The sequence below is a fragment of the Leisingera sp. ANG1 genome (genome assembly GCF_000203975.2).
Taxonomy (GTDB): domain Bacteria; phylum Pseudomonadota; class Alphaproteobacteria; order Rhodobacterales; family Rhodobacteraceae; genus Leisingera.
Genome location: NZ_AFCF02000014.1, coordinates 39,454 through 64,709 on the forward strand (window position 1 = coordinate 39,454; position 25,256 = coordinate 64,709).

22 protein-coding genes are annotated in these 25,256 nt (G+C 62.0%); 7 read left to right on the forward strand and 15 right to left on the reverse strand.

The window, feature by feature from the left end; genetic code table 11:
• The first annotated feature begins 150 nt into the window (after window positions 1-150).
• Entirely contained in the window at window positions 151-1,140 is a 990-nt protein-coding gene (gene deoC, locus GC1_RS20125; protein ID WP_019295114.1) for a deoxyribose-phosphate aldolase, read from the forward strand.
• A gap of 11 nt (window positions 1,141-1,151) precedes the next feature.
• Complete coding sequence (locus GC1_RS20130; RefSeq protein WP_019295115.1) at window positions 1,152-3,488, forward strand: aldehyde dehydrogenase family protein; 2,337 nt, start codon at window positions 1,152-1,154, stop codon at window positions 3,486-3,488.
• Window positions 3,489-3,750: 262 nt separating this feature from the next.
• On the opposite strand, the gene rpsO is transcribed toward GC1_RS20130, so the two are convergent.
• The 3 genes from rpsO to GC1_RS20145 all read right to left on the reverse strand — a co-directional run bounded on the left by rpsO (window position 3,751) and on the right by GC1_RS20145 (window position 5,831).
• Complete coding sequence (gene rpsO, locus GC1_RS20135; protein ID WP_019295116.1) at window positions 3,751-4,020, reverse strand: 30S ribosomal protein S15; 270 nt, start codon at window positions 4,018-4,020, stop codon at window positions 3,751-3,753.
• A gap of 165 nt (window positions 4,021-4,185) precedes the next feature.
• Window positions 4,186-5,196 carry a calcium-binding protein gene (locus GC1_RS20140; RefSeq protein ID WP_237754650.1) on the reverse strand — a complete coding sequence of 337 codons (1,011 nt, stop codon included), beginning with the start codon at window positions 5,194-5,196 and terminating at the stop codon, window positions 4,186-4,188.
• A gap of 113 nt (window positions 5,197-5,309) precedes the next feature.
• The gene (locus GC1_RS20145; RefSeq protein WP_029204706.1) at window positions 5,310-5,831 is read right to left on the reverse strand and encodes a DUF1643 domain-containing protein; all 522 of its coding nucleotides are present in this window, start codon (window positions 5,829-5,831) and stop codon (window positions 5,310-5,312) included.
• Between GC1_RS20145 and GC1_RS22985 the strand changes: the two genes are divergently transcribed.
• Complete coding sequence (locus GC1_RS22985) at window positions 5,812-7,266, forward strand: hypothetical protein (protein WP_272946449.1); 1,455 nt, start codon at window positions 5,812-5,814, stop codon at window positions 7,264-7,266. The two genes, GC1_RS20145 and GC1_RS22985, sit on opposite strands and share 20 nt — an antisense overlap.
• Window positions 7,267-7,371: 105 nt before the next feature.
• On the opposite strand, the gene truB is transcribed toward GC1_RS22985, so the two are convergent.
• A complete protein-coding gene (truB, locus tag GC1_RS20155) occupies window positions 7,372-8,298 on the reverse strand; it encodes a tRNA pseudouridine(55) synthase TruB (protein ID WP_019295120.1) in 927 nt (308 codons plus the stop codon).
• Between the two features lie 137 nt (window positions 8,299-8,435).
• Here truB and GC1_RS20160 point away from each other — a divergent pair, with 137 nt between their 5' ends.
• Window positions 8,436-9,089, forward strand: coding sequence for an RluA family pseudouridine synthase (locus GC1_RS20160; protein ID WP_019295121.1), 654 nt, complete (start codon window positions 8,436-8,438; stop codon window positions 9,087-9,089).
• 7 nt (window positions 9,090-9,096) lie between these two features.
• On the opposite strand, the gene GC1_RS20165 is transcribed toward GC1_RS20160, so the two are convergent.
• Complete coding sequence (locus tag GC1_RS20165; protein ID WP_029204707.1) at window positions 9,097-9,651, reverse strand: helix-turn-helix domain-containing protein; 555 nt, start codon at window positions 9,649-9,651, stop codon at window positions 9,097-9,099.
• Between the two features lie 105 nt (window positions 9,652-9,756).
• Here GC1_RS20165 and GC1_RS20170 point away from each other — a divergent pair, with 105 nt between their 5' ends.
• On the forward strand, window positions 9,757-10,470 hold the full coding sequence (locus GC1_RS20170; RefSeq protein ID WP_019295123.1) for an AzlC family ABC transporter permease: 714 nt from the start codon (window positions 9,757-9,759) through the stop codon (window positions 10,468-10,470).
• A complete protein-coding gene (locus tag GC1_RS20175; RefSeq protein WP_019295124.1) occupies window positions 10,463-10,756 on the forward strand; it encodes an AzlD family protein in 294 nt (97 codons plus the stop codon). Before GC1_RS20170 ends, GC1_RS20175 begins: the two co-directional genes overlap by 8 nt.
• A gap of 203 nt (window positions 10,757-10,959) precedes the next feature.
• On the opposite strand, the gene GC1_RS20180 is transcribed toward GC1_RS20175, so the two are convergent.
• Window positions 10,960-12,399 carry an aldehyde dehydrogenase family protein gene (locus GC1_RS20180; RefSeq protein ID WP_019295125.1) on the reverse strand — a complete coding sequence of 480 codons (1,440 nt, stop codon included), beginning with the start codon at window positions 12,397-12,399 and terminating at the stop codon, window positions 10,960-10,962.
• 267 nt (window positions 12,400-12,666) lie between these two features.
• Between GC1_RS20180 and GC1_RS20185 the strand changes: the two genes are divergently transcribed.
• Window positions 12,667-13,317, forward strand: coding sequence for a peroxiredoxin (locus GC1_RS20185; RefSeq protein WP_019295126.1), 651 nt, complete (start codon window positions 12,667-12,669; stop codon window positions 13,315-13,317).
• A 53-nt stretch (window positions 13,318-13,370) separates the two neighbouring features.
• On the opposite strand, the gene GC1_RS20190 is transcribed toward GC1_RS20185, so the two are convergent.
• The 9 genes from GC1_RS20190 to GC1_RS20230 form a co-directional block, all read right to left on the reverse strand.
• Window positions 13,371-14,528: a rhamnan synthesis F family protein gene (locus tag GC1_RS20190; RefSeq protein WP_019295127.1), complete on the reverse strand. Its 1,158-nt coding sequence runs from the start codon at window positions 14,526-14,528 to the stop codon at window positions 13,371-13,373.
• A gap of 51 nt (window positions 14,529-14,579) precedes the next feature.
• Window positions 14,580-15,458, reverse strand: coding sequence for a glycosyltransferase family 2 protein (locus GC1_RS20195; RefSeq protein ID WP_019295128.1), 879 nt, complete (start codon window positions 15,456-15,458; stop codon window positions 14,580-14,582).
• Between the two features lie 79 nt (window positions 15,459-15,537).
• Window positions 15,538-17,682, reverse strand: coding sequence for a polyribonucleotide nucleotidyltransferase (gene pnp, locus GC1_RS20200; RefSeq protein WP_019295129.1), 2,145 nt, complete (start codon window positions 17,680-17,682; stop codon window positions 15,538-15,540).
• Between the two features lie 245 nt (window positions 17,683-17,927).
• Window positions 17,928-19,247: a M16 family metallopeptidase gene (locus tag GC1_RS20205; protein ID WP_019295130.1), complete on the reverse strand. Its 1,320-nt coding sequence runs from the start codon at window positions 19,245-19,247 to the stop codon at window positions 17,928-17,930.
• Window positions 19,244-20,587: a M16 family metallopeptidase gene (locus GC1_RS20210; protein ID WP_019295131.1), complete on the reverse strand. Its 1,344-nt coding sequence runs from the start codon at window positions 20,585-20,587 to the stop codon at window positions 19,244-19,246. The genes GC1_RS20205 and GC1_RS20210 overlap by 4 nt, the downstream gene beginning before the upstream one ends.
• 175 nt (window positions 20,588-20,762) lie before the next feature.
• Window positions 20,763-21,284, reverse strand: coding sequence for a DUF3035 domain-containing protein (locus GC1_RS20215; RefSeq protein ID WP_019295132.1), 522 nt, complete (start codon window positions 21,282-21,284; stop codon window positions 20,763-20,765).
• 55 nt (window positions 21,285-21,339) lie between these two features.
• Window positions 21,340-21,822 carry a signal peptidase II gene (gene lspA / locus GC1_RS20220; protein ID WP_019295133.1) on the reverse strand — a complete coding sequence of 161 codons (483 nt, stop codon included), beginning with the start codon at window positions 21,820-21,822 and terminating at the stop codon, window positions 21,340-21,342.
• A 16-nt stretch (window positions 21,823-21,838) separates the two neighbouring features.
• The gene (gene purH / locus GC1_RS20225; RefSeq protein WP_019295134.1) at window positions 21,839-23,428 is read right to left on the reverse strand and encodes a bifunctional phosphoribosylaminoimidazolecarboxamide formyltransferase/IMP cyclohydrolase; all 1,590 of its coding nucleotides are present in this window, start codon (window positions 23,426-23,428) and stop codon (window positions 21,839-21,841) included.
• Window positions 23,429-23,452: 24 nt separating this feature from the next.
• Window positions 23,453-25,195, reverse strand: a complete 1,743-nt coding sequence (locus GC1_RS20230; protein WP_019295135.1) for a heparinase II/III family protein — start codon at window positions 25,193-25,195, stop codon at window positions 23,453-23,455.
• Between the last annotated feature and the right edge of the window lie 61 nt (window positions 25,196-25,256).

The window sequence follows — 25,256 nt, forward strand, 5'->3', positions numbered from 1 at the left end:
CTGGCCAAGCAGCATTCCGCGCGGCCACTGGCCCTGCCCCTTGCATTTTTTGTCCATTTAGTCAAAAAACATGCCCGTCTGCGAGGCCGCTCGCTTGCCAATATGCCGCACCCGTGCGATTTTCGCACGGAACTCTTCCGAGGAATTCCAATGGATAGCCAAACCGCTGAACGAAGCGCGCAGCTGCCGCAGCTGGCAGAGCCGCGCAATCCGGGCATGGAGCTGGACCTGGACTGGGTCGCAGCCGTGCAGGCCAACACGTCGGCCATCGAACGCCGCTGCACCACCCTGCCGGGCCGCCGCAGTGTCAAGAAGGACCACCAGGCCGCCTGGCTCTTGAAGGCGATCAGCCTGATCGACCTCACCACCCTGTCCGGTGATGACACCGAGGGCCGGGTGCGCCGTCTGTGCGCCAAGGCGCGCCAACCGGTCAGCGCGGGACTTTTGCGCACGCTGGGAATGGAGGGCCTCACCACTGGCGCAGTCTGCGTCTACCACGACATGATCCCGACCGCGGTCAAGGCGCTGGAAGGCACCGGCATCCCGGTTGCCGCGGTTTCCACCGGCTTCCCGGCCGGCCTGTCGCCGTTCCATCTGCGGGTCGCGGAGATCGAGGAAAGCGTCAAGGACGGCGCCGAGGAGATCGACATCGTGATCACCCGCCGTCATGTGCTGCAGGGCAACTGGCAGGCGCTGTACGACGAGATGAAAGCCTTCCGCCAGGCCTGCGGCGACGCCCATGTGAAAGCGATCCTGGCTACCGGCGAGCTGGGCAGCTTGCGCAACGTGGCGCGTGCCTCGCTGGTCTGCATGATGGCGGGCGCCGATTTCATCAAGACCTCCACCGGCAAGGAAAGCGTAAACGCCACCCTGCCCGTGTCGCTGGTGATGATACGCGCCATCCGCGACTATTACGACCGCACCGGCTACCGCGTCGGCTACAAGCCGGCAGGCGGTATTTCCAAGGCCAAGGATTCCCTGGTCTATCTGGCGCTGATGAAAGATGAGCTGGGCGACCGCTGGCTGCAGCCCGACCTTTTCCGCTTTGGCGCCTCCTCGCTGCTGGGCGATATCGAGCGCCAGCTGGAACACTATGTCACCGGGGCATACTCCGCCGGCTACCGCCACTCCATGGGCTGAGGGCTGAACAGATGACCATCAAAGAGATTTTCGACACCATGGAATACGGTCCCGCCCCCGAAAGCGCTGCCGAGGCACTGGCCTGGCTGGTTGATCAGGGCAGCCGGTTCGGCCATTTCATCAACGGTGAGTTCACCGCCCCCGGCGACGGCTTTGACAGTAAGAATCCAGCCACCGGCGAAGTGCTGGCGACACTGACGCAAGCAACGCAAGCGGATGTGGATGCGGCGGTTGCGGCCGCACGCAAGGCGCAGGGCGGCTGGGCCGGTCTGGGTGGCGCAGGCCGCGCCAAGTATCTTTATGCCATCGCGCGCCTGCTGCAAAAGCACGCCCGCCTGTTTGCGGTCCTGGAAACCCTGGACAACGGCAAGCCGATCCGTGAGAGCCGCGACATCGACATCCCGCTGGCGCAGCGGCATTTCTACTATCACGCCGGCATGGCCCAGCTAATGGACAGCGAATTGCCGGATGCCGAGGCCCTCGGTGTCTGCGGCCAGATCATTCCGTGGAACTTCCCGCTGCTAATGCTGGCGTGGAAAATCGCTCCGGCCATTGCCATGGGCAATACCGTGGTGCTGAAGCCTGCGGAATATACATCGCTGACTGCGCTGCTGTTTGCGGACATCTGCCGCCAGGCAGGCCTGCCCAAGGGTGTGGTGAACATCGTCACCGGCGACGGAGCTGTGGGCGAGATGATCACCGCAGCCGAAGTGGACAAAATCGCCTTCACCGGTTCCACCTCCGTTGGCCGCAGGATCCGCGAAGCCACTGCAGGCAGCGGCAAGGCGCTGACGCTGGAGCTGGGCGGCAAGTCGCCCTACATCGTGTTTGACGACGCTGACATCGATTCCGCCATCGAAGGTCTGGTGGATGCAATCTGGTTCAACCAGGGCCAGGTCTGCTGCGCAGGCTCGCGCCTGCTGGTCCAGGAAGGCATCGCGGAGCGTTTCCACAACAAGCTGAAGGCCCGCATGGACGGGCTGCGTGTCGGCAATCCGCTGGATAAATGCATCGACGTGGGCGCCGTGGTGGACCCGGTGCAGCTCGACACCATCAGCAGCATGGTTGCGGCCAATACAGCCGGCAGCATGCACCAGGCGCAGGTCGAGATGCCCGCAGGCGGCTGCTTCTACCCGCCGACCCTGATCGAAGGGCTGTCCCCCGCCGATCCGCTGATGCAGGAGGAGATCTTTGGCCCAGTTCTGGTCTCCTGCACATTCCGCACCCCGGCAGAGGCGGTGGAGCTGGCCAACAACACCCGCTATGGCCTCGCAGCAACCATCTGGACCGAGAACGTGAATCTGGCGCTCGACATGGCGCCGAAGCTGGCGGCGGGCGTGGTCTGGGTCAACGGCACCAACATGTTCGACGCCGCTGCCGGTTTCGGTGGCGTGCGCGAAAGCGGCTTCGGACGCGAAGGCGGCTGGGAGGGGCTTGCCGCCTACACTCGCCCGAGGACCAAGGCCAAGCAATTGGCCAAAGTCGAGGCGTTTGCTGGCAATGGCGCCCCCGTGGACCCGCTGGACCGCACTGCCAAGCTGTATGTTGGCGGCAAGCAGGCGCGCCCGGATGGCGGCTACAGCCAGGCCGTCCACGGCAAGTCCGGCGCACTTCTGGGCCACGTTGGCCTTGCCAACCGCAAGGACGTGCGCAACGCGGTTGAGGCTGCGGCGGGCGCCGGCAAGTGGTCCAAGACCACCGGTCACTTGCGGGCGCAGATCCTCTATTACATCGGCGAAAACCTCTCGGCCCGCGCAGAAGAGTTCGCGGCCCGCATCGACGCGATGACCGGCAAGAAGGGCGGCACGGCAGAGGTCGAAGCCTCGATCCAGCGCCTGTTCTCCGCTGCGGCCTGGGCCGACAAATACGACGGCCAGGTGCATGGCGTGCCGATCCGCGGCGTGGCGCTGGCAATGAAAGAGCCGGTGGGCGTGATCGGCGCGCTCTGCGCGGATGAGGCGCCGCTGCTGGGTCTGGTCTCGGTGATGGCGCCAGCCATTGCCATGGGCAACCGGGTGGTGCTGGCGGCCTCCGAGCCGTTCCCGCTGGCGGCAACCGATTTCTACCAGGTTCTGGACACCTCGGACGTGCCCGGCGGTGTGGTCAACATCCTGACCGGCAGCCATGCGGAGCTGGCGAAACCGATGGCGTCGCATCTGAATGTCGACGCGGTCTGGAGTTTCTCGTCTTCCGACCTGTCTGCTGGGATCGAGGCCGCGTCTGCGGGCAACCTCAAACGCACCTGGGTCAACAACGGAACTGCAACCGACTGGACACAGGACCAGACGAAGCGGTTCCTGCAGGAAGCCACTGAGGTGAAGAACATCTGGGTTCCTTACGGCGAGTAAGCCCCTTCGGCATCCTGCAAAACAATACGCCGCTCCAACCGGGGCGGCGTTTCTTTTCATGCCCTCCCTGGTCTGCAAGTACCTGCCTTGCGGCGGACCGCACCCACCCGTGCGCAGCACGGGCCACTCCCATGGCCAAAGGCTGCCCGGCGCCGCCGGGGAGCCAGCGGACGCGGGAGCACTTCGCGGCTTGACGCCTCTAGAAGAAAAGAAAACGCCCGCTCCTTTCGGAACGGGCGCAGAAAATCCGGATAAGCGCGGATTAGCGGCGGATGCCCAGACGCTTGATCAGGTCCTGGTAACGGGCCTCATCCTTGCCTTTGGTGTAGTCCAGCAGCTTGCGGCGCTGAGCAACCATTTTCAGGAGGCCACGGCGGCCGTGGTTGTCCTTCTTGTGGGTTTTGAAGTGCTCAGTCAGGGTGTTGATGCGCGAGGTCAGGATTGCAACCTGGACTTCCGGGGAACCGGTGTCGCCTTCTTTGGTTGCGAATTCTTTCATCAGGCGCGCTTTTTCTTCCGCAGTGATCGACATCGGGGTCTCCTTCATAAGGTTAGAGTGGATGGCTCAGGCCGGGATGTCGTCCAGCACAGGCCCGTGGAGAAATCCGCCGCAGAATCGCGGCAGATGCGGGCGTATATGATGTTTCCGCTGCAAAGGCAAAGATTATGTGCCTGGTGCAGGGATGCAGGCATCTGGCTATTGCGGCAGCATCCCCACAGCCGCCGCTGAATCCGTGTCAATCAGCACCAGATCCGCCGCGGTCAGCGCCCCGGCGCCAGACACCCGCAGGGCCGGTTCCCCATCCACCAGTATCAGCTGCTCATCTTCCGCGCCCGGATTTTGCTGCACCTCGACCGAGGGTTCCGCGCCGCTCTCAATATCCCAGACCAGAACCAGCTGATCCTCTGCAGCATCATAATCCATCAGTTGAACGGCCTCTGCCGTGCCGGTCCAGCTGCCTGCAGTAAACTGGTCCGCGCCTGCGCCGCCGGTCAGCACGTCGCCAGCCCCGGCAATCAGCGTGTCGTCGCCGCCGCCGCCGTTTACAAAATCCTGCTCAGTGCCATCCCCGGCGCCAGATACCACGTCATCGCCAGCACCGCCAAACAGCACGTCTTCGCCGCCACCGCCCGTCAGGCTATCATCACCATCATTGCCATGCAGCGAATCCGCCCCTTCGCCGCCCTCCAGCCAGTCGCCGTCCTGACCGCCGTGCAGCACATCATTGCCGCCGCCGCCAAGCAGGCTGTCTGCTCCAAAATGCCCGTACAGCCTGTCAGCCCCCTCGCCGCCGTCCAGAGCATCGGCGCCGTCCTCGCCATGCAGCAGGTCGCTCCCGGAGCCGCCATACAGGCTGTCGTCTCCGGCGTCGCCATGCAGCACATCATTGCCCGTGCCGCCATCCAGCCAGTCGTCGCCGCCATAGCCTGCGATCTGATCTTCTCCGCTGCCGCCGCTGATGCTGTCAGGCAAGCCGCTGCCCGCCAGCACGTCTCCGCCATCCGTGCCGGTCACAGTTTCGCTGCTACTGGCGCCGGACACTGTATCCCCGCCGCCGCTGTCTGCCGCCGCTTCGCCGCTGGGCTCGATGTAGCCGCCGTCCAAACCATCATCTTCTGGTTCCGGACCGGAGGACGTGCCACCAGCCTCATCCTCAGCAGCGGTGTCCGTCAGAACCGCTCCGCCCACTGCCATCAGTCCCAACATGCTCGCCAGCCACAACATTGCCACTCAACCCCAACACGCAAATTAAATTGCGCCCACACTCTCACATTGCCGCGGCGCATTCAAAACAAAAGGAGAACACCGGTTAACGGAGTTCAGCTGATTGCGCCTGCCAGCCATGGCTGCGGTTGCTGGCTGTAGGCGATGTAGAGCGGGTGCTTGGGGTGGCCGGCCTTGCTGAGACCAAGATGATGAAGCGGCTTGCCGGATGCCCGCAACGCAGCCTCCACCCGCACACCCTGGCCGCGATGTGCGCCGTGGGTGCCCCAGGCGCAGATCACCATATCCGCCCATGCCAAGCCCTCCAGAATGGCGGCCAAGTTATCCGGCCCCTCCGGCGCCTCCAGCCTGCGCATCTCCCGCGGGTCGGTCACCCGGCAGGCAAAGATGTTGGTGGCCCGGAACCCGCCGAAACCCAAGGCGCGGGCGCGGCGCTCGCAGCGTTCGATGGTCGGGTCGTTCTGGACCTCGGTTGCGGTCGAGGGGTTCAGCATCACAAACATCACCCGCCGCCCGGCCGGGTCCCAGATCCGGGTCAAGCTGTAGCGGTAGTTTTCGCAATCGGAATAGACGGCGGTGGAGGGCGCGTCGCCCTTGGTGTGGCTGCGGGTGATCATGGCGGCGGTTTTAGAACGGCACAGATTGCATTCCAAGGGCGTTTCCTGCAGCCTCCGGCAGAACCGCGGACGTATTTTTACCGCGATGGCTTTATTCAAATTTAATGATCCGGGCGACATGGAACTTCTGATTTTTCTTGCACTTGCAGGCTCTGCCATTGCTGTTGGCTTCGACGGAGCCGAAAACTCCGGAGAAGAAACGGCTGAACCGGACACACCAATTGAACCGGAAAAACCTGTTGAGCCGGAAACACCTGTTGAACCTGACCCGCAGCCCCAGGCCGCCAATTTGTCCGGCACCGCTGGAACGGATGACACGCTTAACGGCGGAAATGGAAACGACACGCTGACGGGCAATGCCGGTGATCAGGATCTGCTGACGGGCGGCAGCGGTGATGATGAACTGCGTCTAGGTGCAGGCAATACTGCCACCGGCGGCGAAGGCGCGGACCGCTTCATCCTGGACGATGAGGGCAGCCGTGAAACAGTGATCGAGGATTTTGAACTGGGTACCGACCAACTGGCACTGACACCGTATCATTCGGGTAACGTAAGGCTGATCGAGACCGAAGACGGCAACGGCCTGCGCTTTATCGACACTCTCAACAACCAAACGATCCTGACCCTGCCAGGCGTTTCGCTCGCAGAGGGGGAGGTTATTGAAGTGGATTTTCTGCGTGGGAATGGAGACATTGAACGGACTGAACAGTTTGAAAACCTTGGCTTCAGCGCCCCCATTGCCCTGGATGCGATCCGCGGCACTTCGGGCAGTGACACACTGGACGGCACCGCAGGCGATGATGTGATCTTTGGCGAAGACGGCGCTGACACGCTCACGGGCGGTGACGGCAATGACTCGCTGTTCAGCGGGAGCGGCACGGTCTTCTACGACAACTCCTACAACCATTTTCCGGGCGATCTGACCCATGTGGGTGACAACGATGACGTCCTCGACGGTGGCACTGGAGATGACCGCCTGTGGATCGGTCCCGGGACAACGGCCACCGGCGGCGCAGGGGCGGACACCTTCCACGCCTTTGCAAATGTGTATGAGGCCGGAACTCCGGCGGCGGAAATCACCGATTTCGATCCGGCGGAAGATCAATTGCGGATCGATTTCCCGGTTATTGCCGGCTTCGGGTCCATTCCCAGCTACAGCTTCGAAGATGCCATAGACGGGCTGAGCGTCAGTTACGACGCGGATCAGGACAGCACTCAGATCGCCATGGACGGTATTGCCATCGCATCATTGCCCGGGGATCAGTCAGGGGTCAGCATTGCTTTCCATGACGACTACTCCACCAGCGAGGACCGTTGGCGTGATGCGTCGGGTAACCAGATCAGCGCCGAAGAGGGCGCTCAGGCCAGTATCATCCTGACCGCACAAGAGTATTACTCCGTATTCGGAGACAACGGAACAGCCAGGCCAGCCTAGGCAAGACCGCAGAATACCCCAAGGATATTAGGTCAGCCTTGCTGCCCAAATGTTTCGCGCGCGAAACATCCGGTCAACGCTGCTGACCCAAAAAGATACGCTTTGTTAACCAGCGCTGCCGTCCTGGTTGAAGACCCGGGAGGGATGCAGGCTGCCGGATTTGTAGACGCCGACCGCAACCGCATGGCCGTCGAGCGACGCCCAGGCCTCATCGCCGTATTCAACCTCATCATTGGGCATCACCATGCCCGGGTTGCCGTTGCGCAGCTTCACCGCGCCCTCTGGCGTGCATTTGACCTCCGGCAGATCGGCCAGGCCTTCTTCCAGCGGGCGCAGATAAGTGTCCAGCTCCGGAGTGCGGGCCAAGCGGTCGATCTCTTCCAGCGAAATCCCGTCCTCTGCCGCATCAAAGGGGCCGGACCAGATCCGGCGCAGTTCCTTGACGTGGCCGTGGCAACCCAGCGCCGCGCCCAGGTCCCGGGCGATGGAACGCACATAGCCGCCCTTGCCGCAGGTCATTTCCAGCACCACGTGGTCCGCATCGGGGCGATCCAGCATGATCAGCTCCTCGACCCACAGCGGGCGGGCCTCGATCTCCACATCCTCACCATCGCGGGCGAGCTTGTAGGCGCGCTGGCCGTCGATCTTGACCGCGGAGAACTTGGGTGGCACCTGCATGATCTCGCCCAGGAAGGGCAACAGCGCCTCCTTGATCTGCGCGTCGCTGGGACGTTCGGCGCTTTCGGCAATCACCTCGCCCTCGGCATCGTCAGTGTTGGTTGCCTCGCCCAGCCGCACGGTGAAGGTATAGGCCTTCAAGGCGTCGGTGATATAGGGAACCGTCTTGGTCGCTTCGCCCAGCGCCACCGCCAGAACGCCGGTGGCCTCCGGGTCCAGGGTGCCTGCATGGCCGGCCTTCTTGGCCTCCAGCGCCCAGCGCACCTTGTTCACAACCGCGGTCGAGGTCAGCCCCGCGGGCTTGTCCACCACCAGCCAGCCGGAAATATCGCGCCCTTTGCGTTTGCGTGCCATGCATCGTCCCCATGTGTCAGTGAGGCGCGCCGGTTACCGGATCGCCGGGACAGTGTCAATTTAACAAAGACCAGGCAGGCGGGAAAGCGGCGCCGGACTGCTTGCCCTTGCCAGGATCCCGCAGTAGGCAATCGCCCATGGCCGTATCAAGCGAATACACCCCGCCGCAGGACCCGCTGGAGATCCTGCACCACGATGCCGAACTGCTGGCGGTGAACAAGCCTGCAGGCCTGTTGTCTGTGCCGGGGCGCGGGGAGCATCTGGCCGATTGCCTGATCAGCCGGATCCAGGCAGCCTTCCCCGAGGCCCTGCTGGTGCACCGGCTGGACCGGGATACCTCTGGTGTGATGGTCTTTGGCCTGACCCCTCATGCGCAGCGGCACCTGTCGATGCAGTTTGAAAAGCGCACCGCGAAGAAGGTCTATGTAGCACGGGTCGCGGGCCGGCTGGAGCCGCGCAGCGGTACCGTGGACCTGCCGCTGATCGTCGATTGGCCGAACCGGCCCAAGCAGATGGTCTGCCACGAGACCGGCAAGCCTGCCGTCACCGACTGGCGGGTGATGAAATATGAGGACGCTGCCACGCGGGTGCGGCTGACCCCCAAAACCGGGCGTTCGCATCAGCTGCGGGTGCATATGCTGTCACTTGGGCACCCGATCCTGGGCGATCCGCTCTATGCCACTGGCGCCGCGTTGGAGCATCCGCGCCTGATGCTGCATTCAGAGGAGCTGCGGATCAAGCATCCTGACAGCGGCGAGTCGCTGAAATTCCGGGTAAAACCCCTGTTTTAGAGCCTGATCACGGCGCTTCCATCACCATCAGGAACACGGTGTCCGCTTGCTGCGCCTCGTAGGTATGGGGGTGATCCCCCGGATAGGTAAAGTAATCGCCCGGCCACAGCTGCTCCTCCTGCCCTTCCGGCCCAGCCCGCATCTGCCCGGAACAAATCAGCATATGCTCCACCGTGCCGCGCGGATGCGGCTGGGCGCGGCGGATCTCTCCCGGCTGCATCACCACCCGGTAGACATCCCGGCGCACATTCGGCGGGCAGCGGGACAACAGGACCGCGGCGAAGTCCGACTGTTCGGATTCCAGTACCTCGCCCTCCTCCGCGCGGACCAGCCGGGTGGCAGGCGCCTCGGTTTCAAACAGCAGGCTTAGCGGGATATCCAGCGCTGCCGCCAACGCCCAAAGCGTCTCTACACTGGGGTTTCCATTGCCTGCCTCCAGCTGAGACAGGGTCGATTTTGCAATTCCTGCCTCGGCCGCGAGTGCCGACAGCGACTTTCCCGCGCGGCTGCGTTCGCGCTGGATGGCCGCGGCTATCATCTTGTGGGGCGCTGATGTGTTCATTATTTCATCCCATCGTTCACCTTGACGAACAATTCGTTCGTTCGGTAAAGAAGCCTCACGTTCGGCTTAAATGAACATCCCGCCTTTTTCCAGAGGAGCCTTGCAATGACCGTTCAGGACATAACTGCTCAGCCCCCTGCCCGCGGCCAGCTGCTGGCCGGGTTGCGGGACATCCTGCCGCTGGCAGTCGGCGTCGCTGTCTATGGCGTGGCCTTTGGCCTTTTGGCCGCTCAGGCGCAGATGAGCGGGCTGCAGACAGGTGTGATGGGGACCATCGTCTTTGCCGGGTCCTCGCAGATCATCGCGGTAGAGCGGCTGGTGGCAGGCGCCGGTGCGGGTGCCGCCCTGCTGGCGGGGCTTGCGCTGAACCTTCGGCTGTTGCTGATCACGGCCTCATTGCGGGATGAACTGGCCGGGCGCCCCTGGTGGCAGGTGCTGCTTGGTGTGCATCTGGCCACGGATGAGAACTGGGCGCTGATGCACGCAACGCGCGCCCGCGGCAGCATAGCGGGCTACTGGTATCTGGTGGGCGGCGGATTGGCGCTGGTCGCGGTCTGGGTTCTGGCCACGGTTGCAGGTGCGGGGTTCGCGGCGGCCGTACCGGAACCTCGCGCCTTGGGCATGGACTTTGCCTTCACTGCCGCCTTTATCGCCATCTTGCGCTCCTTATGGAGCGGCAACGCCATGCTGCTGCCATGGGCCGGATCCGTTGCCATCGTGTTGCTTGCAGGTTTGCTGTCTCCGCTGGATCCCACCTGGACACTGATCCTGGGCGGCGTCAGCGGTGCGGCCATCGCAGGAGCATTTGGCCATGACTGAGACGTGGACCCTGATCCTTGGCTTGGCAACGGCAACCTTTGCGGTGCGTCTGTCGGGCTATCTGCTGGGCCGGAGGCTGCCGGATCACGGCCCCTGGGCACGCGGGCTGCAAGCACTGCCGGGTTGCCTGATCCTGTCGCTGGTCACCTATCTGCTGATGCAGGGCGGACCGGATGAATGGATCGCTGGCACAGCCGCCTTTATGGTGGCGCTGATCACCCGCAGCCTGCCGCTGACAATGGGCACCGGAATTGCAGTAATCTGCCTGCTTAGAGCCAATTTCTGACCAGAACTCTCAGCACCCATTGAGGGTTAAGCACCGCTCAGCAGCCCCCTGCCCATGCGCAGCACGGGCCACGCCCGAGCCTGAATGCGGTCCGGCGCAGCCGGGCGGCCTGAAGGCGCGGGAGCACCGCCCCGTCGCGCACAATGGCGCAAAAAGAAAGCCGCCTCGGAAGGCGGCTCTCCATTGCTTCGAACGTATTAAGCTTACTCGGCAGCCCAGCCGCCGACAGCTTTCACTTCCAGGAAGTCCTCAATGCCCCATTTGCCGCCTTCGCGGCCCTTGCCGGACTGTTTCATGCCGCCAAAGGGCGAGCCTGCCGAGCGGGACTTGCCGTTCATCTCCACCATGCCGGACCGCAGCGCACGGGCCATGCGGTTGGCGCGGGCGCCATCCTGGGTCTGCACGTAGTTTGTCAGGCCATAAGGCGTGTCGTTGGAGATCTCGATCGCTTCCTCTTCGGTCTCGAAAGGAATGATCGACAGCACCGGGCCGAAGATCTCCTCCCGCGCGATGGTCATCTGGTTGTTCACATCGGCAAAAACCGTCGGCTTCACGTAGAAGCCCTTGTTCAGCCCGTCCGGACGGCCGGTGCCGCCGGCAACCAGTTTGGCGCCTTCGTCGATACCCGCCTGGATCAGGTCCTGGATCTTGTTCCACTGCAGTTCATTGACCACCGGGCCAATGTGGCGGCCTTCCTGATCGGCCGGGCCGACCTCCACCTTGGCTGCCACTTCCGCAGCCTCGGCAACCACGCGGTCATAAATGCTGTTCTGAACCAGCATCCGGCTGGGCGCGTTGCAGCTCTGGCCGGTGTTCTGCATCATGTGCAGCACGCCGCGCTTCACGGCCTTTTCATCGGCATCTTCAAAGATCACGTTGGCGCCTTTGCCGCCCAGCTCCAGATCCACCTTCTTGAGGGTCGGTGCGGCGGCCTGGGTAATGGCGACGCCTGCGCGTGTAGAGCCGGTGAAGGAAATCATGTCCACATCCGGATGGGTGGTCAGCTGCGAGCCGACCCCCGGGCCGTCGCCGTTCACCAGGTTGAAGACGCCCGCAGGGAAACCGGCTTCATCCATCAGCTCTGCAAAGATCATTGCGTTGAGCGGGCTTTGTTCCGACGGTTTCAGCACCATGGTGCAGCCAGCGACTGCGGCGGCGCCGACCTTGAGTGTCACCTGATTCATCGGCCAGTTCCAAGGCGTGATCAGGGCGCAGACGCCCACAGCCTCGTGAATGATGCGGTCGTTGGGGCTCCGGTCATTCAGCGGTGCGTCAAAGGGAAACTCCTTGGCCGCGGCGATAAAGTTGCGCAGGTGCCAGCTGCCGGCGCCAACCTGCGAGGTGCGCGACATGTCGATCGGCGCGCCCATTTCCAGCGACATTGCCTGGGCAAGGTCCTCGGCACGGGCCTCATAGACGTCGATCAGCTTCTCGACCAGCGCGATGCGCTCTTCCACCGGCGTCGCCATCCAGCCTGGCAGCGCCGCCTTGGCAGCGGCCACCGCGGCGTTGGTGTCGGCTTCAGAACCCAGCGAAATCACTGCACAGGGTTCTTCGGTCGAGGGGTTGATCACCTCGAAATCATTTGCGGCGGCGGGGGCGACCCACTGGCCGTTGATGTAAAAGTCACGTTTTTCGATCATCTGGGAACTCCCAATTCAGACGTATTCCTGGCACCGGCTTGCCGGTTTTGCGGCCACTCTGTCACTGCACCCAGAAGGGAGCAAGGGTCTTTGCTGCATAATTTGATCAAATTATAGCAAGCCCTGTCAAGACCCGTGCCAGGCAGCTGCCGGCCCGGCGAGCAGAGATATTTTGCGGTTTCCTTGCACGGCTACTTTATCGTTGCGTTAGAGTACTTAGGTAGCAGTCAAGACGACTCAATATTTAACTGACAAGGAGATACCGCCATGGGTTTGCGCATTAACGACACGGTCCCGGATTTTACCGCGGAAACGGATCAGGGCAGCATTACATTCCATGACTGGATCGGCGACAGCTGGGCGATTCTGTTCTCCCACCCCAAGGACTTCACCCCTGTCTGCACCACCGAATTCTCAGCGGTTGCGCAATTGGGCGACGAATGGGCCAAGCGCAACACCAAGGTGATCGGCGTTTCGGTTGATGGTGTCGAGGACCACAAGAAGTGGAAAAAGGACATCGAGGAATACGGCAAGGCTGCGCCGGGCTTCCCGATCATTGCCGACGACGGGCTGGCGGTGTCCAAGGCGTTCGACATGCTGCCTGCCGAAGCCTATCTGCCCGATGGCCGCACCCCTGCCGACAGCGCCACCGTGCGCTCGGTTTTCATTATCGGCCCGGACAAGCAGCTGAAGCTTTCGATGACTTACCCAATGACCGTGGGCCGCAACTTTGCCGAGATCCTGCGGGCACTGGACGGGCTGCAGATGACGGCCAAGGGCGTCGCCACCCCGGCGAACTGGGTGCCCGGCGAGGACGTGATTATCCCGCCTGCGGTTTCGAATGAGGATGCCAAGGCGAAGTTCGGCGACTTCGAGACCATCTTCCCCTACCTGCGCAAGGTGAAAGCGCCGGAATAAAGCTACCAGGATGCGGCCTTGTCAGCACGCTGGCGCGGCCGCATCAATCAGACTCAAAAGCCCTTGTGCCGCCTGATATCTTCGATTTCCTTCAAGATCACCCTGCCTTCAGGTCCATCAAGCGTCTTGGCAAAATCGTAAACCCTGTCGGAGTTTTCCTGGTCTGCTGATACCAAAGATTTCTTGAGGAACGCAAAGCCATGCTTCTTGTGAAGCAGGCTTGGCAGAACATAACTGACCCCGATACGCGCCGCGATTGTCAGCATGAGCTTTATAAGTTTTTCCCGCTCCTCTTTCGATCTTTCCGCGTCCAATCCAGGAACAGAACGCGTAAGAAACTCCTGGCTGACCGCGTCATCGAGATAGGTCAACGAGCGGGCCAGCTTGTTGATTTCGGCATTTGAGCAGCTCTGCAAAACCTCTGGCAAACTGCGAATGTCATAGGTTGCCCCGTGCGAGAATCCGTTTTTCAAAGCAAAGCGGGTCATACCAATTTCTCCCCGGCGAACCACCTTGTTCTTTTTCTTGGTCAGGGGATACTTTTGCCAATATTGCTTGTAGCGCTTGCTTCGCAGCAGTTTGGGACCAACGGACAACGCATAAGATCCGTAGTGAAAGTGACGCAATCCAGGATCAAATTCCCACTGTATCTGTTCATATTGATCCGGCGTCACCCGAGATATTCCAAAACTGGTCGCAGCTGCTGCGTAGTCCACACCCAGATCCTCGGCATCCTGCAACCAATTGCGGGACCCCGGCAACGGAAACCAGCTGGAATCGTTAAGAAGCACCAAGCGATCCAGAGTTTCCAGGCTGCCTTGAAGCGACAGAACACCGTCCCGGTAGCCGCCAAAGTCATAACCGACATTCGGTCGCTCCAGCAGGCGCCAGCAGTTTGCCTTCAGGTACTCCGCATCCTCGCCCGTAACAGGCAGATTTGAAACAACCAGAGGCGCATAGTTGTTTTCGCGGAGGTACCGGAGTGCCAGCTTATGGCTTTCGAGCAGCCCGCCTTGCGGGAAGATCAGGTAAATCGCAACACGCGATCCCGCTGGAACACCACCATCTGTCTGCCTGATCCGGCCAGCGAGAAACATGTCATAAAATCTGGCCCCGAACAAAAAGGAGCCGACATGACCAGGCAGACTGGGCAGCTGTTGAAACGGGCGCTTCAATTCCCGGGTAATTTTCCAAAGCGGGGGCAGTTTCATCGTCTCTGGCCTCTTTAATTATTAAAGACCCTGGTACTCGCGCACTGGCTGTTAGGCCCAAGGCGGAAGCTGGTCAGCCTTTTCCCGTCCGGGGCTGCTGAGTATAGCGCGGAAGTAATACCAGGCCTTGGCCCGTTTGCGGGCCGACAGGAGGTTAACCGGCGAGATCAGCTGCAGTACAGCCTCTCCCAGAGCACGCAGAAAGCCGAAAGGCTGGCCATGCTTGCGGGCGGCATAAACCCGCGACTGCCCCATGTACCAGGCCTTGAGCGCTGCAGTTCTAGCGGAACGCTCGGTGGAATGGCCCAGCAGGTGACGGACTTGCGCGCCGTAGACATACCGAAGCGGGCCGCATTCTGCCTTCAGCCGCAGGCTAAGATCATCGTCCTCGTGAAACAGAAAAATCTTGGGGTCAAAGCCGCCGACCTTGTTAAATGCCGCCTTGCGCACCAGCAAAGCACCGCCGGACAGAACGGGCACCTCTCCATCCTGTTTCGCGGCATCGCGGCTTAGCCAAAGCGATTTCGCAATCAGCTTGCTGCGGCGTTTGAAGAACAGCGAACCGTCGCCTTTGACGATCCGGGTGTTAAAGGCTGAAGCTTCAGGATGGGCATCAGCAGAAGCCAGCAGGTGCTCCAGCGTGTCCGGGAAAAGCTCAGCATCCGGGTTCACAAAGAACAGAAATTCGGTATCTGCCAGCTCCGCACCCTGGTTGCAGGCGCGGCCAAATCCGGCGTTTTCAGAGTTGGCAATGAAGCGGGCGCCATGGTCTGTGGCCAGGATCCGGGTTGCCTCCGCGTCGCGTGAAGCGTTGTCGACGAGAACCACGGGAATCCCGGACGGGATGGAGCGCAGCAGATTCTCGACAATCACCGAGGAGTTATAGGTGACCGTGATGATGGAAATTCGGGAATTCAAAGGCTGGTCCATGAGCGTCCCGGCAGAAATTGAATAGCCCGGGGCACGGCTTATGCGCGCCCCGGGCTGTTTATGTGTGGTCAGAGAGGGATTAGTCCTGCTCTGCCTTTTCTTTCTTCTCCGGCGCGATTTCTTCGCCGGTTTCCTGATCAACGATCTTCATCGACAGGCGGACCTTGCCGCGGTCGTCGAAGCCCAGCAGCTTAACCTTCACTTCCTGGCCTTCCTTCAGAACGTCTGACGGATGGTTCAGGCGGCGGTTTTCGATCTGGGAGACATGCACCAGGCCGTCGCGCTTGCCGAAGAAGTTCACGAAGGCGCCGAAGTCGACGATCTTCACGACCTTGCCGGTGTAGATCTGTCCTTCTTCCGGCTCTGCCACGATCGAGTAGATCATGTCGTAAGCCTTCTTGATGGCCTCGCCGTTCGGGCTGGCGATCTTGATCACGCCATCGTCGTTGATGTCGACCTTGGCGCCGGACACTTCGACGATCTCGCGGATCACCTTGCCGCCGGAACCGATCACTTCGCGGATCTTGTCGGTCGGGATCTGCATGGTTTCGATGCGCGGTGCGTGGACCGAGAACTCGGACGCTTCGGTCAGAGCTTTCGCCATCTCGCCCAGGATGTGGATACGGCCGTCTTTGGCTTGTGCCAGGGCTTTCTCCATGATCTCGGGCGTGATGCCGGCAACCTTGATATCCATCTGCAGCGAGGTGATGCCGTTTTCGGTGCCTGCCACTTTGAAGTCCATGTCGCCCAGGTGGTCTTCGTCACCCAGAATGTCGGACAGGATCGCGTAGGAACCGTCGTCTTCCAGGATCAGGCCCATCGCAACACCGGCAACCGGTGCCTTCAGCGGAACACCCGCATCCATCATCGACAGCGAACCGCCGCAGACCGATGCCATCGAGGACGAACCGTTCGATTCGGTGATCTCGGAGACAACGCGGATGGTGTAGGGGAAGTCGGTTGCCGCGGGCAGAACCGCCTGCAGCGCACGCCATGCCAGCTTGCCGTGGCCGATTTCGCGGCGGCCCGGGGAACCGACACGGCCCACTTCGCCAACCGAGTACGGCGGGAAGTTGTAGTGCAGCAGGAAGTTGGATTTGAAGTTGCCGTGCAGCGCGTCGATGAACTGCTCGTCGTCGCCGGTGCCCAGAGTGGTCACGACCAGACCCTGGGTTTCACCGCGGGTGAACAGGGCAGAACCATGGGTCCGCGGCAGCAGGCCGGTTTCGGACACGATGTCCCGGATCTCGTCGGTCTTGCGGCCGTCGATCCGTTTGCCGGTTTTGACAACGTCGCCGCGCAGGATGCCGGCTTCCAGCTTTTTCAGCGCGGAACCCAGATTGGCATCTTCCAGCTGCTCTTCGGTCAGAGCGCCCTTGATGGTCTCGCGGGCAGCGGCAACAGCGGCGGTGCGCTCCTGTTTGTCGCTGATCGCGAAGGCTGCGCGCATCTCGGTTTCACCGGCGGCCTTCACGGCTTCATACAGCTCGGAGTAATCCGGCGGGGTGAAGTCGAACGGCTCGTTTGCAGCTTCTTCGGCCAGCGAGATGATCAGGTCGATGACCGGCTGGATCTGTTCGTGGGCAAATTTCACGGCACCCAGCATTTCTGCTTCGGACAGTTCGTAAGCTTCCGATTCCACCATCATCACGGCGTCTTTGGTGCCGGCAACAACCAGGTCCAGACGCTGTTCCGGGTTCAGGCGCAGGTCCTGCATGTCATCGACGGTCGGGTTCAGGACGTATTCGCCACCCTCGAAGCCAACGCGGCAGCCTGCGATCGGGCCCATGAACGGTGCGCCAGACAGGGTCAGAGCCGCCGACGCCGCGATCATTGCAACCATGTCGGGGTCGTTGACCAGATCGTGCGACAGCACGGTGCACATCACCAGCACTTCATTCTTGAAGCCGGGGACGAACAGCGGGCGGATCGGACGGTCGATCAGGCGCGCGGTCAGGGTTTCTTTTTCGGTCGGGCGCGCTTCGCGCTTGAAGAAGCCGCCGGGCACCTTGCCCGCAGCATAGTATTTTTCCTGGTAGTGCACGGTCAGCGGGAAGAAGTCCTGGCCGGGCTTCTGCTGACGGGCAAAGGTCACGTTGGCCATGACCGAGGTTTCGCCCAGGGTGGCAATCACGGAGCCATCAGCCTGGCGGGCAACCTTGCCGGTTTCCAGTGTGAGCGTCTCTTCGCCCCACTGCATCGATTTTTTGGTGACGTTAAACATCTAGCGTATCCTAATTGGGAGCACTCCCGGCCCTCCGGGTCTCCCGTTTGCGTGGCGGCCCCATTGCCGCCGGCCCCATCTATCTTTCTTTCGCGTGCCGGGGCCCTGGCACATCGTCTCAGACAGGCCCGCCCATACAGGAGTTTCAGGCAAAATGAAAGAGAAAGCGGCAGCACCCCGCCGCCATGGGCGGCAGCGCGCTGTGTCAGGCTACAGGCGCTGCAGTTGCTTGCGCTAGGTCCGGGTCAGTTGGTGGTTTCCAGTCCTTCCGGGCGGCCCGCGATGGTGAAGTGCAGCCCGTCCGGATCCAGAAATTCCGCCGCAAAGCGCTTCACATCTTCAAGAGTGACAGCATTGATGCGGTCATTTCGGGTTTCCACATAGCTGATGGGCAGATCATCCATCTGCATTCCCGCTAGAATGGAGGCGATGCGGCTGTTGCCGTCGAACCGCAGCGGGTAGGCGCCAGTCAGGTAAGTCTGAGCGTCCTTCAGCTCCTTCTCCGTAACGCCTTCCTCTGCCATACGGCGCCATTCATTGCGGATCACCTCCACCGCCTCGGCCATCTTGCCGTTGGCAGAGGCCACCGAGCCCATGTAGACGGCCGCAAGATCGCGCGGCACCAGATAGGAATAAACCCCGTAGGTCAGCCCGCGTTTTTCCCGGACTTCGGTCATCAGCCGGGTTTCAAAAGAGCCGCCGCCCAGGATCTGGTTCATCACATAAGCGGTGAAAAAGTCCGGATGTTCGCGCTCGATACCCTTTTGACCGAACAACGCCACCGATTGCGGGGTATCGAAATCAACTACGGTCACGCCACCCTCAATCGTCACGTCGGCAGGGCCGGGAATCGGCGCACCCTTATCCGGCAGCGTCCCCAAGAGGTCGTCCAGCAATGTCCCAAGCTCTTCGGCAGTGATATCACCGACTGCACTGACATAGAGCCTGTCGCGGGCAAAAACAGCTTCATAGACATCGAAAATGTCCTGCCGGCTGAGCGCGGCAACCGAGTCCAGCGTTCCCTTGCCGTCGCTGCCATACGGGTGATCGCCATAAGCCATTTTGGCGAAGGCCAGGCCGGCAATATTGTTGGGGTTCTTGGCATCAGAGCGCAGCCCGGCCAGCACCTGCGCCCGCACCCTGTCCAGCGCGTCCTGGTCAAACCGCGGCTCAAACAGCGTTTGGCGCAACAGCTCCATCGCATCATCCCGGTTTTCAGTCAGGAAGCGGGCAGAGATGGAGACGGAATCCTTGTCCGCGTCATAGCTGAATTCGGCGGCCAGGGATTCCAGCGCCCGCGCATAGTCTTGCGCGCGCAAATCGCCTGAACCCTCTTCCAGCAATCCAGTCATCAGGTAGACCCCGCCGCGCTTGCCCGGCGCGTCCAGGGAGGTACCGCCGCGGAACCGCAGTTCGAGCGCTGAGAAGGGAATCGTATGATCCTCTACCAGCCACGCAGTGATGCCACCGGGCGACGTCACTTCCTGGATCTTGATTTCAGCCCAGGCGGGCAGCGCCAGGAACCAGGCGAACAGCGCAGCGGCGGCAAGCTTCAGCAGGTTCATTGGGTCACCTCCTGGCTGCGTGTCATCCAGCCTGTCACCGATGTTTCCGGCCGCAGGACTTCACTTGCGGCAGCGATGATCTCATCTGCGGTGACCGATTGCAGAATTTTCGGCCACTCCTGCACGTCCTGCACCGTCAGACCGATGCTCAGCGCCTGACCATAGCGGTTGGCAATGCCGTTCACATTGTCCCGGTCATAAATTTCAGCGGCGCGCAGCTGCAGCTTGATCCGCTCCAGTTGGGCTTCGTCCACGCCTTCCTCCAGGAACCGCGCAATAGTGGCGTCCAGAGCCGCCTCAGCTGCCTCCATGCCCGTGCCCTCTGCAGGCACGATCAGCAGGGTGAAAGACGTATCATCCAGCGTGCTGCCGGAATAGAAAGCACCGGTGTAGACTGCGACCTGCTGGTCGAATTGCAGCGCATTTGCCAGGTAGGATGTGTTACCGCCGCCCAGAAGTTCCGCCAGCAAGTAAAGCGCCGCAGCCTTCTGCTGATCGCCGCTATCACGTTCGGGGGCCAGGTACGAACGCTGCACATATGGCTGCGCCACGCGCGGGTCCTCGAAGGTCAGACGACGGGCAGCGGTTTGCGGCGGTTCCTGGCTGCGGAAGCGTTCGGGCAAATCCGGATTGGCCGGAATCACGCCATAATATTTCTCTGCCAGCGCCTTCACCGCGTCCGGCTGCACATCCCCGGACACGACAAGGATGGCGTTGTTGGGCGCATAGTAGGTCCGGTAGAAGGACAGCGCGTCCTCCATGTCGAGACTTTCCATCTCGTGCCGCCAGCCGATCACCGGCTGGCCGTAGCGGTGATTGAGATACTGGACCGCCTGCAGCTGTTCGCGGAACAGCGCAACCGGGTCGTTGTCGGTGCGCTGGTTGCGCTCCTCCAGAATGACCTCTCGTTCGGTGACGATATCCTCCTCGTTGAGGCGGAGGTTGGTCATCCGGTCGCTCTCCATCTGCATCATCAGCTCCAGCCGGTCGGCGGCGACACGCTGGAAATAGGCGGTGTAGTCATAGCTGGTGAAGGCATTGTCCTGGCCGCCGTTGGCACGCACCGTTGCAGACAGCTCGCCCGGTGCCAGCTTGTCAGTGCCTTTGAACAGCAGGTGTTCCAGGAAATGGGCGACACCGGACTGGCCTGGCGGTTCATCCGCGGAACCGGCCCGGTACCAGACCATCTGCTGCACCACTGGGGCGCGGTGATCCTCGATCACCACCACATCCATGCCATTGTCCAAGGTAAACGCGGTTACCGCCTCATCCTCAGCCTGTGCCGGGGCGGATAAGGCAGCACTCAGCGCTGCGGCGGCCAATGTGATCCTTGGGATCATCTGGCATCCTCCAATTTTTGCACGTTTGCCCTTGCCCGGCAGGGTGCGGTTACTGCTCTTTTGCTCATTTTGGTCAATGCAGCCACAAATCGGCGCCCATTGCCAGCAGAAAGACTGCTGTCAACCTACGCCGCCGCTGGCGTCATGCAAGATTGGCTGGCGGAAAAGTGAGCGTTCAGGACTCTTCTTCAGGCGGCGAAGAGGGCGTAGCCGCACCTGCCTTGCGGAATTGTTCGCTGACTGCGAAGGGATCAATGCTCTGCTTGCGGTACAGCTGCTCGTAGCGGTCCACCGGCACGATCTTGATCCGGCCCAGGTTACGGTTGCGGTGGCGGAATTTTGCATCTTCCGAGGCCAATGTCTCCCGCACGCCTGCCTCTACTCCGTACCGGCTGGAAGCGGTGACCAATGCGGCATCACCGGATGGCACACCGGCCGCAGGCACCAGCGCGCCAGGCTTGCCGCCCAGCGCGGCAACTGCGTCAGCGCTCGGATTTGGGTCGGTCAGATTACTGCCACCGGGGGTCGGTGCGGGAAGGGCCGCATAACTGTCCGGTGCGGTCAGAGGCTTGGATGGCAGGATCAAAAACTCATCGGGGCCGGATCCGGGTTTCTGCAGGACACGCAGCCCTTTTTGCGCGCAGCCGGACACTGCCAGCGCGCCTGCAAGAACGATCACTCCGAACGGGATCCGCATTGCCCCAAACTCCTGCCTGTTTCCCAGCGCTTTTAACGCAATTGCCTGGCGAGGTCTACGCAGGCTTTTTACGGCGCCCGTCAAAGAAGATTAGCCCCGCTGCGCCCGCAAAAATGAAGATGTCCGCAACATTGAACACAAACGGGTTCTGAATGCCGCAGCAGGATGTGTTGAGGAAATCCAGGACATAGCCGTAAAGCAGCCGGTCCGCGACGTTGCCCAAGGCACCGCCGATCACAAGGCCGGCTGACAGCTGCATGCCTCTGGACTTGCTCTGCCCCCGCAATAACCACACGGCCAGAGCAATGCAGATCACCACAGAGAGCCCGATCAGGATCCAGCGGGCGGCCTCGTCGCCGCCGCCGAACAGGCCGAAGTTGATACCGGTATTCTCGCCGTAGCGGAAATTGAGAAACGGCGGCAGCACGTCGATCCGGTGGCGCTGATCCAGCCCCATCCAGTGGATCACCAGGTATTTGCTGGCCTGATCCGCCAGGAAGGAGAGGACTGCGCCCCAGATCATCCAACGTGCTGCCATGACTTAGTCGCTCTGCTTAGTGGCGGAAGTGGCGCATGCCAGTGAAGACCATGGCGAGGCCTTTTTCGTTGGCCGCCTTGATCACCTCGTCATCGCGCATCGAGCCGCCCGGCTGGATCACGCAGGCACCGCCCGCAGCCGCCGCTTCCAGCAAACCGTCCGCAAAGGGGAAGAACGCGTCCGATGCCACCGCACAGCCCTTGGCGAGGCTTTCCTCGAGGCCCAGTTCAGCAGCCATGCGGCCTGCCTTGGCGGCAGCCACATTGGCGCTGTCCAGACGGCTCATTTGGCCCGCACCGACGCCGACGGTTGCGTTGTCTTTGACATAAACGATGGCGTTGGATTTGACGTGCTTGGCAACCTTCCAGGCAAACAGCAGGTCCTGCATCTGGGCGTCAGACGGTGCCTTTTCGGTCACCACCTTCAGATCGTCCATGCCGACATAGCCAACATCCTTGTCCTGCACCAGCATGCCGCCGGCCACCTGCTTGTAGGCTACGATGGGCTTGCGCGGATCCGGCAGGCCGTCAGTCAGCAGCAGGCGCAGGTTCTTCTTGGCGGCAAAGATTTCCTTGGCTTCGTCCGACGCGCCCGGAGCAATTACCACCTCGGTGAAGATCTCGGTGATCTTGGCGGCGGTCTCCGCGTCCAGCGGCTGGTTCAGCGCCACGATGCCGCCGAAAGCGGAAGTGCGGTCGCAGTCGAAAGCCTTCTGATAGGCTTCTGCCAGGGTTGCGCCCTTGGCAACGCCGCAGGGGTTGGCGTGTTTGATGATCGCAACGGCCGGGCTTTCGGACGGGTCGAATTCCGCCACCAGCTCATACGCTGCGTCCGTATCGTTGATATTGTTGTAGCTCAGCTCCTTGCCCTGCAGCTGCACGGCGGTGGCAACGCCCGGGCGGTTCGAGCCATCAGTATAGAAGGCAGCTTCCTGATGGCTGTTTTCGCCATAGCGCAGGGTCTGCTTAAGCTCGCCGGCAAAGGCGCGGCGCTTGGGCGCTTGCAATTCCAGTTCACCCGCCAGCCAGTTGGACACAGCCGCGTCATAGGCTGCAGTACGGGCATAGGCCTTTTGCGCCAGCTTGCGGCGGAAACGCGGGCAGGTCGCGCCGTCGTGCTGATCCATGTCGCCCAGCAGCTTTTCATAGTCCTCGACATCCACAACCACATTCACAAAGGCATGGTTCTTGGCTGCCGCGCGGATCATCGCCGGGCCGCCGATGTCGATGTTCTCGATGCAGGTGTCATAGTCTGCGCCTTTAGCCACAGTGGCCTCGAACGGATAGAGGTTAACGACCAGCAGGTCGATGGCGCCGATGCCATGCTCATTCATCGCGGCAACATGGGTGTCGTTGTCGCGCAGCGCCAGCAGGCCGCCATGCACCATCGGGTGCAGGGTCTTGACCCGGCCGTCCATCATTTCCGGGAAGCCGGTCACTTCGGAGACATCCTTCACGGCGAGCCCTGCGTCACGCAGCGCCTTGGCGGAACCGCCGGTCGAAAGCAGCTCGACACCGCGCGCGGCCAGCGCCTGGCCCAGCTCAATCAGGCCGGTCTTGTCGGATACGGAAAGCAACGCACGGCGTACGGGGTGAAGGTCGGTCATGGCAGGGCAGGTCCTTTTAAAGGCTCAGTCAAACGTCTCGGGTTCGTCCCGGTTCAGGTCTCGCACGGCAATGGCAGTCTCCTGCGCTTTGCTGAGCGTCCACCGGACGCGGGTGGCATATCCCATCGCCCGCCCGGATAAAACGATCTGCTTTGCCGCACGCGGCTTCAAGCGGGTCTTTTCCAGGAAAACGCTTGGCTCCAGCCGCAGATGGCAGGCGCCGTCATGCCGGAACACCCAGATTTCCCCGCTCTTGAGCGCCATGGATACTGCTGCGCCGCCCAAGTCAAGGGTTGCATCGACTTCAGGGTGCAGATGCAGGCGGATATCAAAGCTGACACCACCATCCGGGTTGCTGCTGCTGGCCTTGTCAAAGCGGGCCTTGGCCGAATCTTCCAGCGCCAGCAGCATGTCCTCCCCGGCCAGGGCGCGGCCGTCAAAGGATAGATCCAAGGTGCGGGCATGGGTCAGGCCGAAATGCGCGGCATAGCCGTTGTGGCCGCCCTGGAACCGCAAGCCATCGGTCAGTTCAGCAAGGTCAAGCGGCACATCATCAGGCGCCTCGATCAGTTCCTCATGGCCGGTGGTTTTATGCGGCGCGGCCAGCCTGGCGCTGGAGTGGCCTTCGATGCACAACGTGCTGTGCGAGGGCGTCGCCCGGCCGGCGCGGCGCCACTCCACCCCAAAGGACTCGCCCGACCCGCAGTTAACAACGAGCGGCCTCCGGCCAGAGGTCAGTTCAAACGCAAGAGTCGAGGCATGGCCATTATAGGAGGCCTTGCCCGTGGGCGGCGCCGAGGCATCCACGATTACAGAGGTCCGCCGCGCCGACAGCCGGGTAAAGCCCATTGCCAGCCCGTCTGCATGGCGCTCGGCCACATGGCTGGCTGCCAGCGCATGGTCCAGTCGCCCCTCCAGCCCGCGGCCGCCACCATGGAATCGCGCCAGCCCGCCGTCACTGTGGCGCAACGTGCGCAGGGTCGGCGCGATCCGTTCGATGGCGGCGATATGGGCAGGCGGCACCATCCGGCCGGCCTCATGCAGCGCCGCCGCCGCCCAGGTCAGGAGGGTGAACACCTCCAGCAGTTCTTCCGGGTTGCGGGTCGGCAAGCCGCCCTGCTCGTCGATCTGGGCCTCGCATTCCGCCGCCAGCGCCTTGACCGCCGGATCGGCCAACTCCTCGCGGCCTTGCAATGAAAGACCTGCATAGATCAGCCCGCACAGCGCCTCAAACCGCGGCAGCCCGGGCGCAGCCCCTTGCCAGCGTTGCGCCAGATACCATGTCTGCTGCGCCAGGGAGCCATAGAAGGCTTCGGTCTCGTCCTTATCCTTGCCGCTTAGCAGGAACAGCGCGTGGTTGATCCAGCGGATCACCCGCCGCCCGGTCAGGTCCGGCAGCCAGGCCAGCCCTCCGCCGCGACCGTGCTGTTCGATCCAGCCCCAGACCCATTTCTGCGCCTTGAGCCGGGCCTTGAAATCGCCAACAGCCGCCAGATCGTCGAGCCAGGCAAACCCGTGCCGTTCCGCGTCAAAGGCCGTGTCCGGCGCGGCAACCTCCCACAGGCCAGTGTCTGGCGATTCGACCAGGTAGCCGGCAAACAGCAGATTGCCCGCAACTAGCTGCCGCCCGCGGGCAAAGCTGCCAATGGTACGTGGCTCCGGCTGCGAGACAAAACCGGTTGCCGCTGGCTGGCTGCGCGCGCGCCAAGCGAAATACCGGTTCAGCAGGCGGGTACCGCGGCCTGCCATTCTGTCATAAGTGGACATGCTCTGTTGCCTCACGCCGGATTGTGCCAGGGCGTTTTGGCGGGAGCATAGCGCGGGCTTC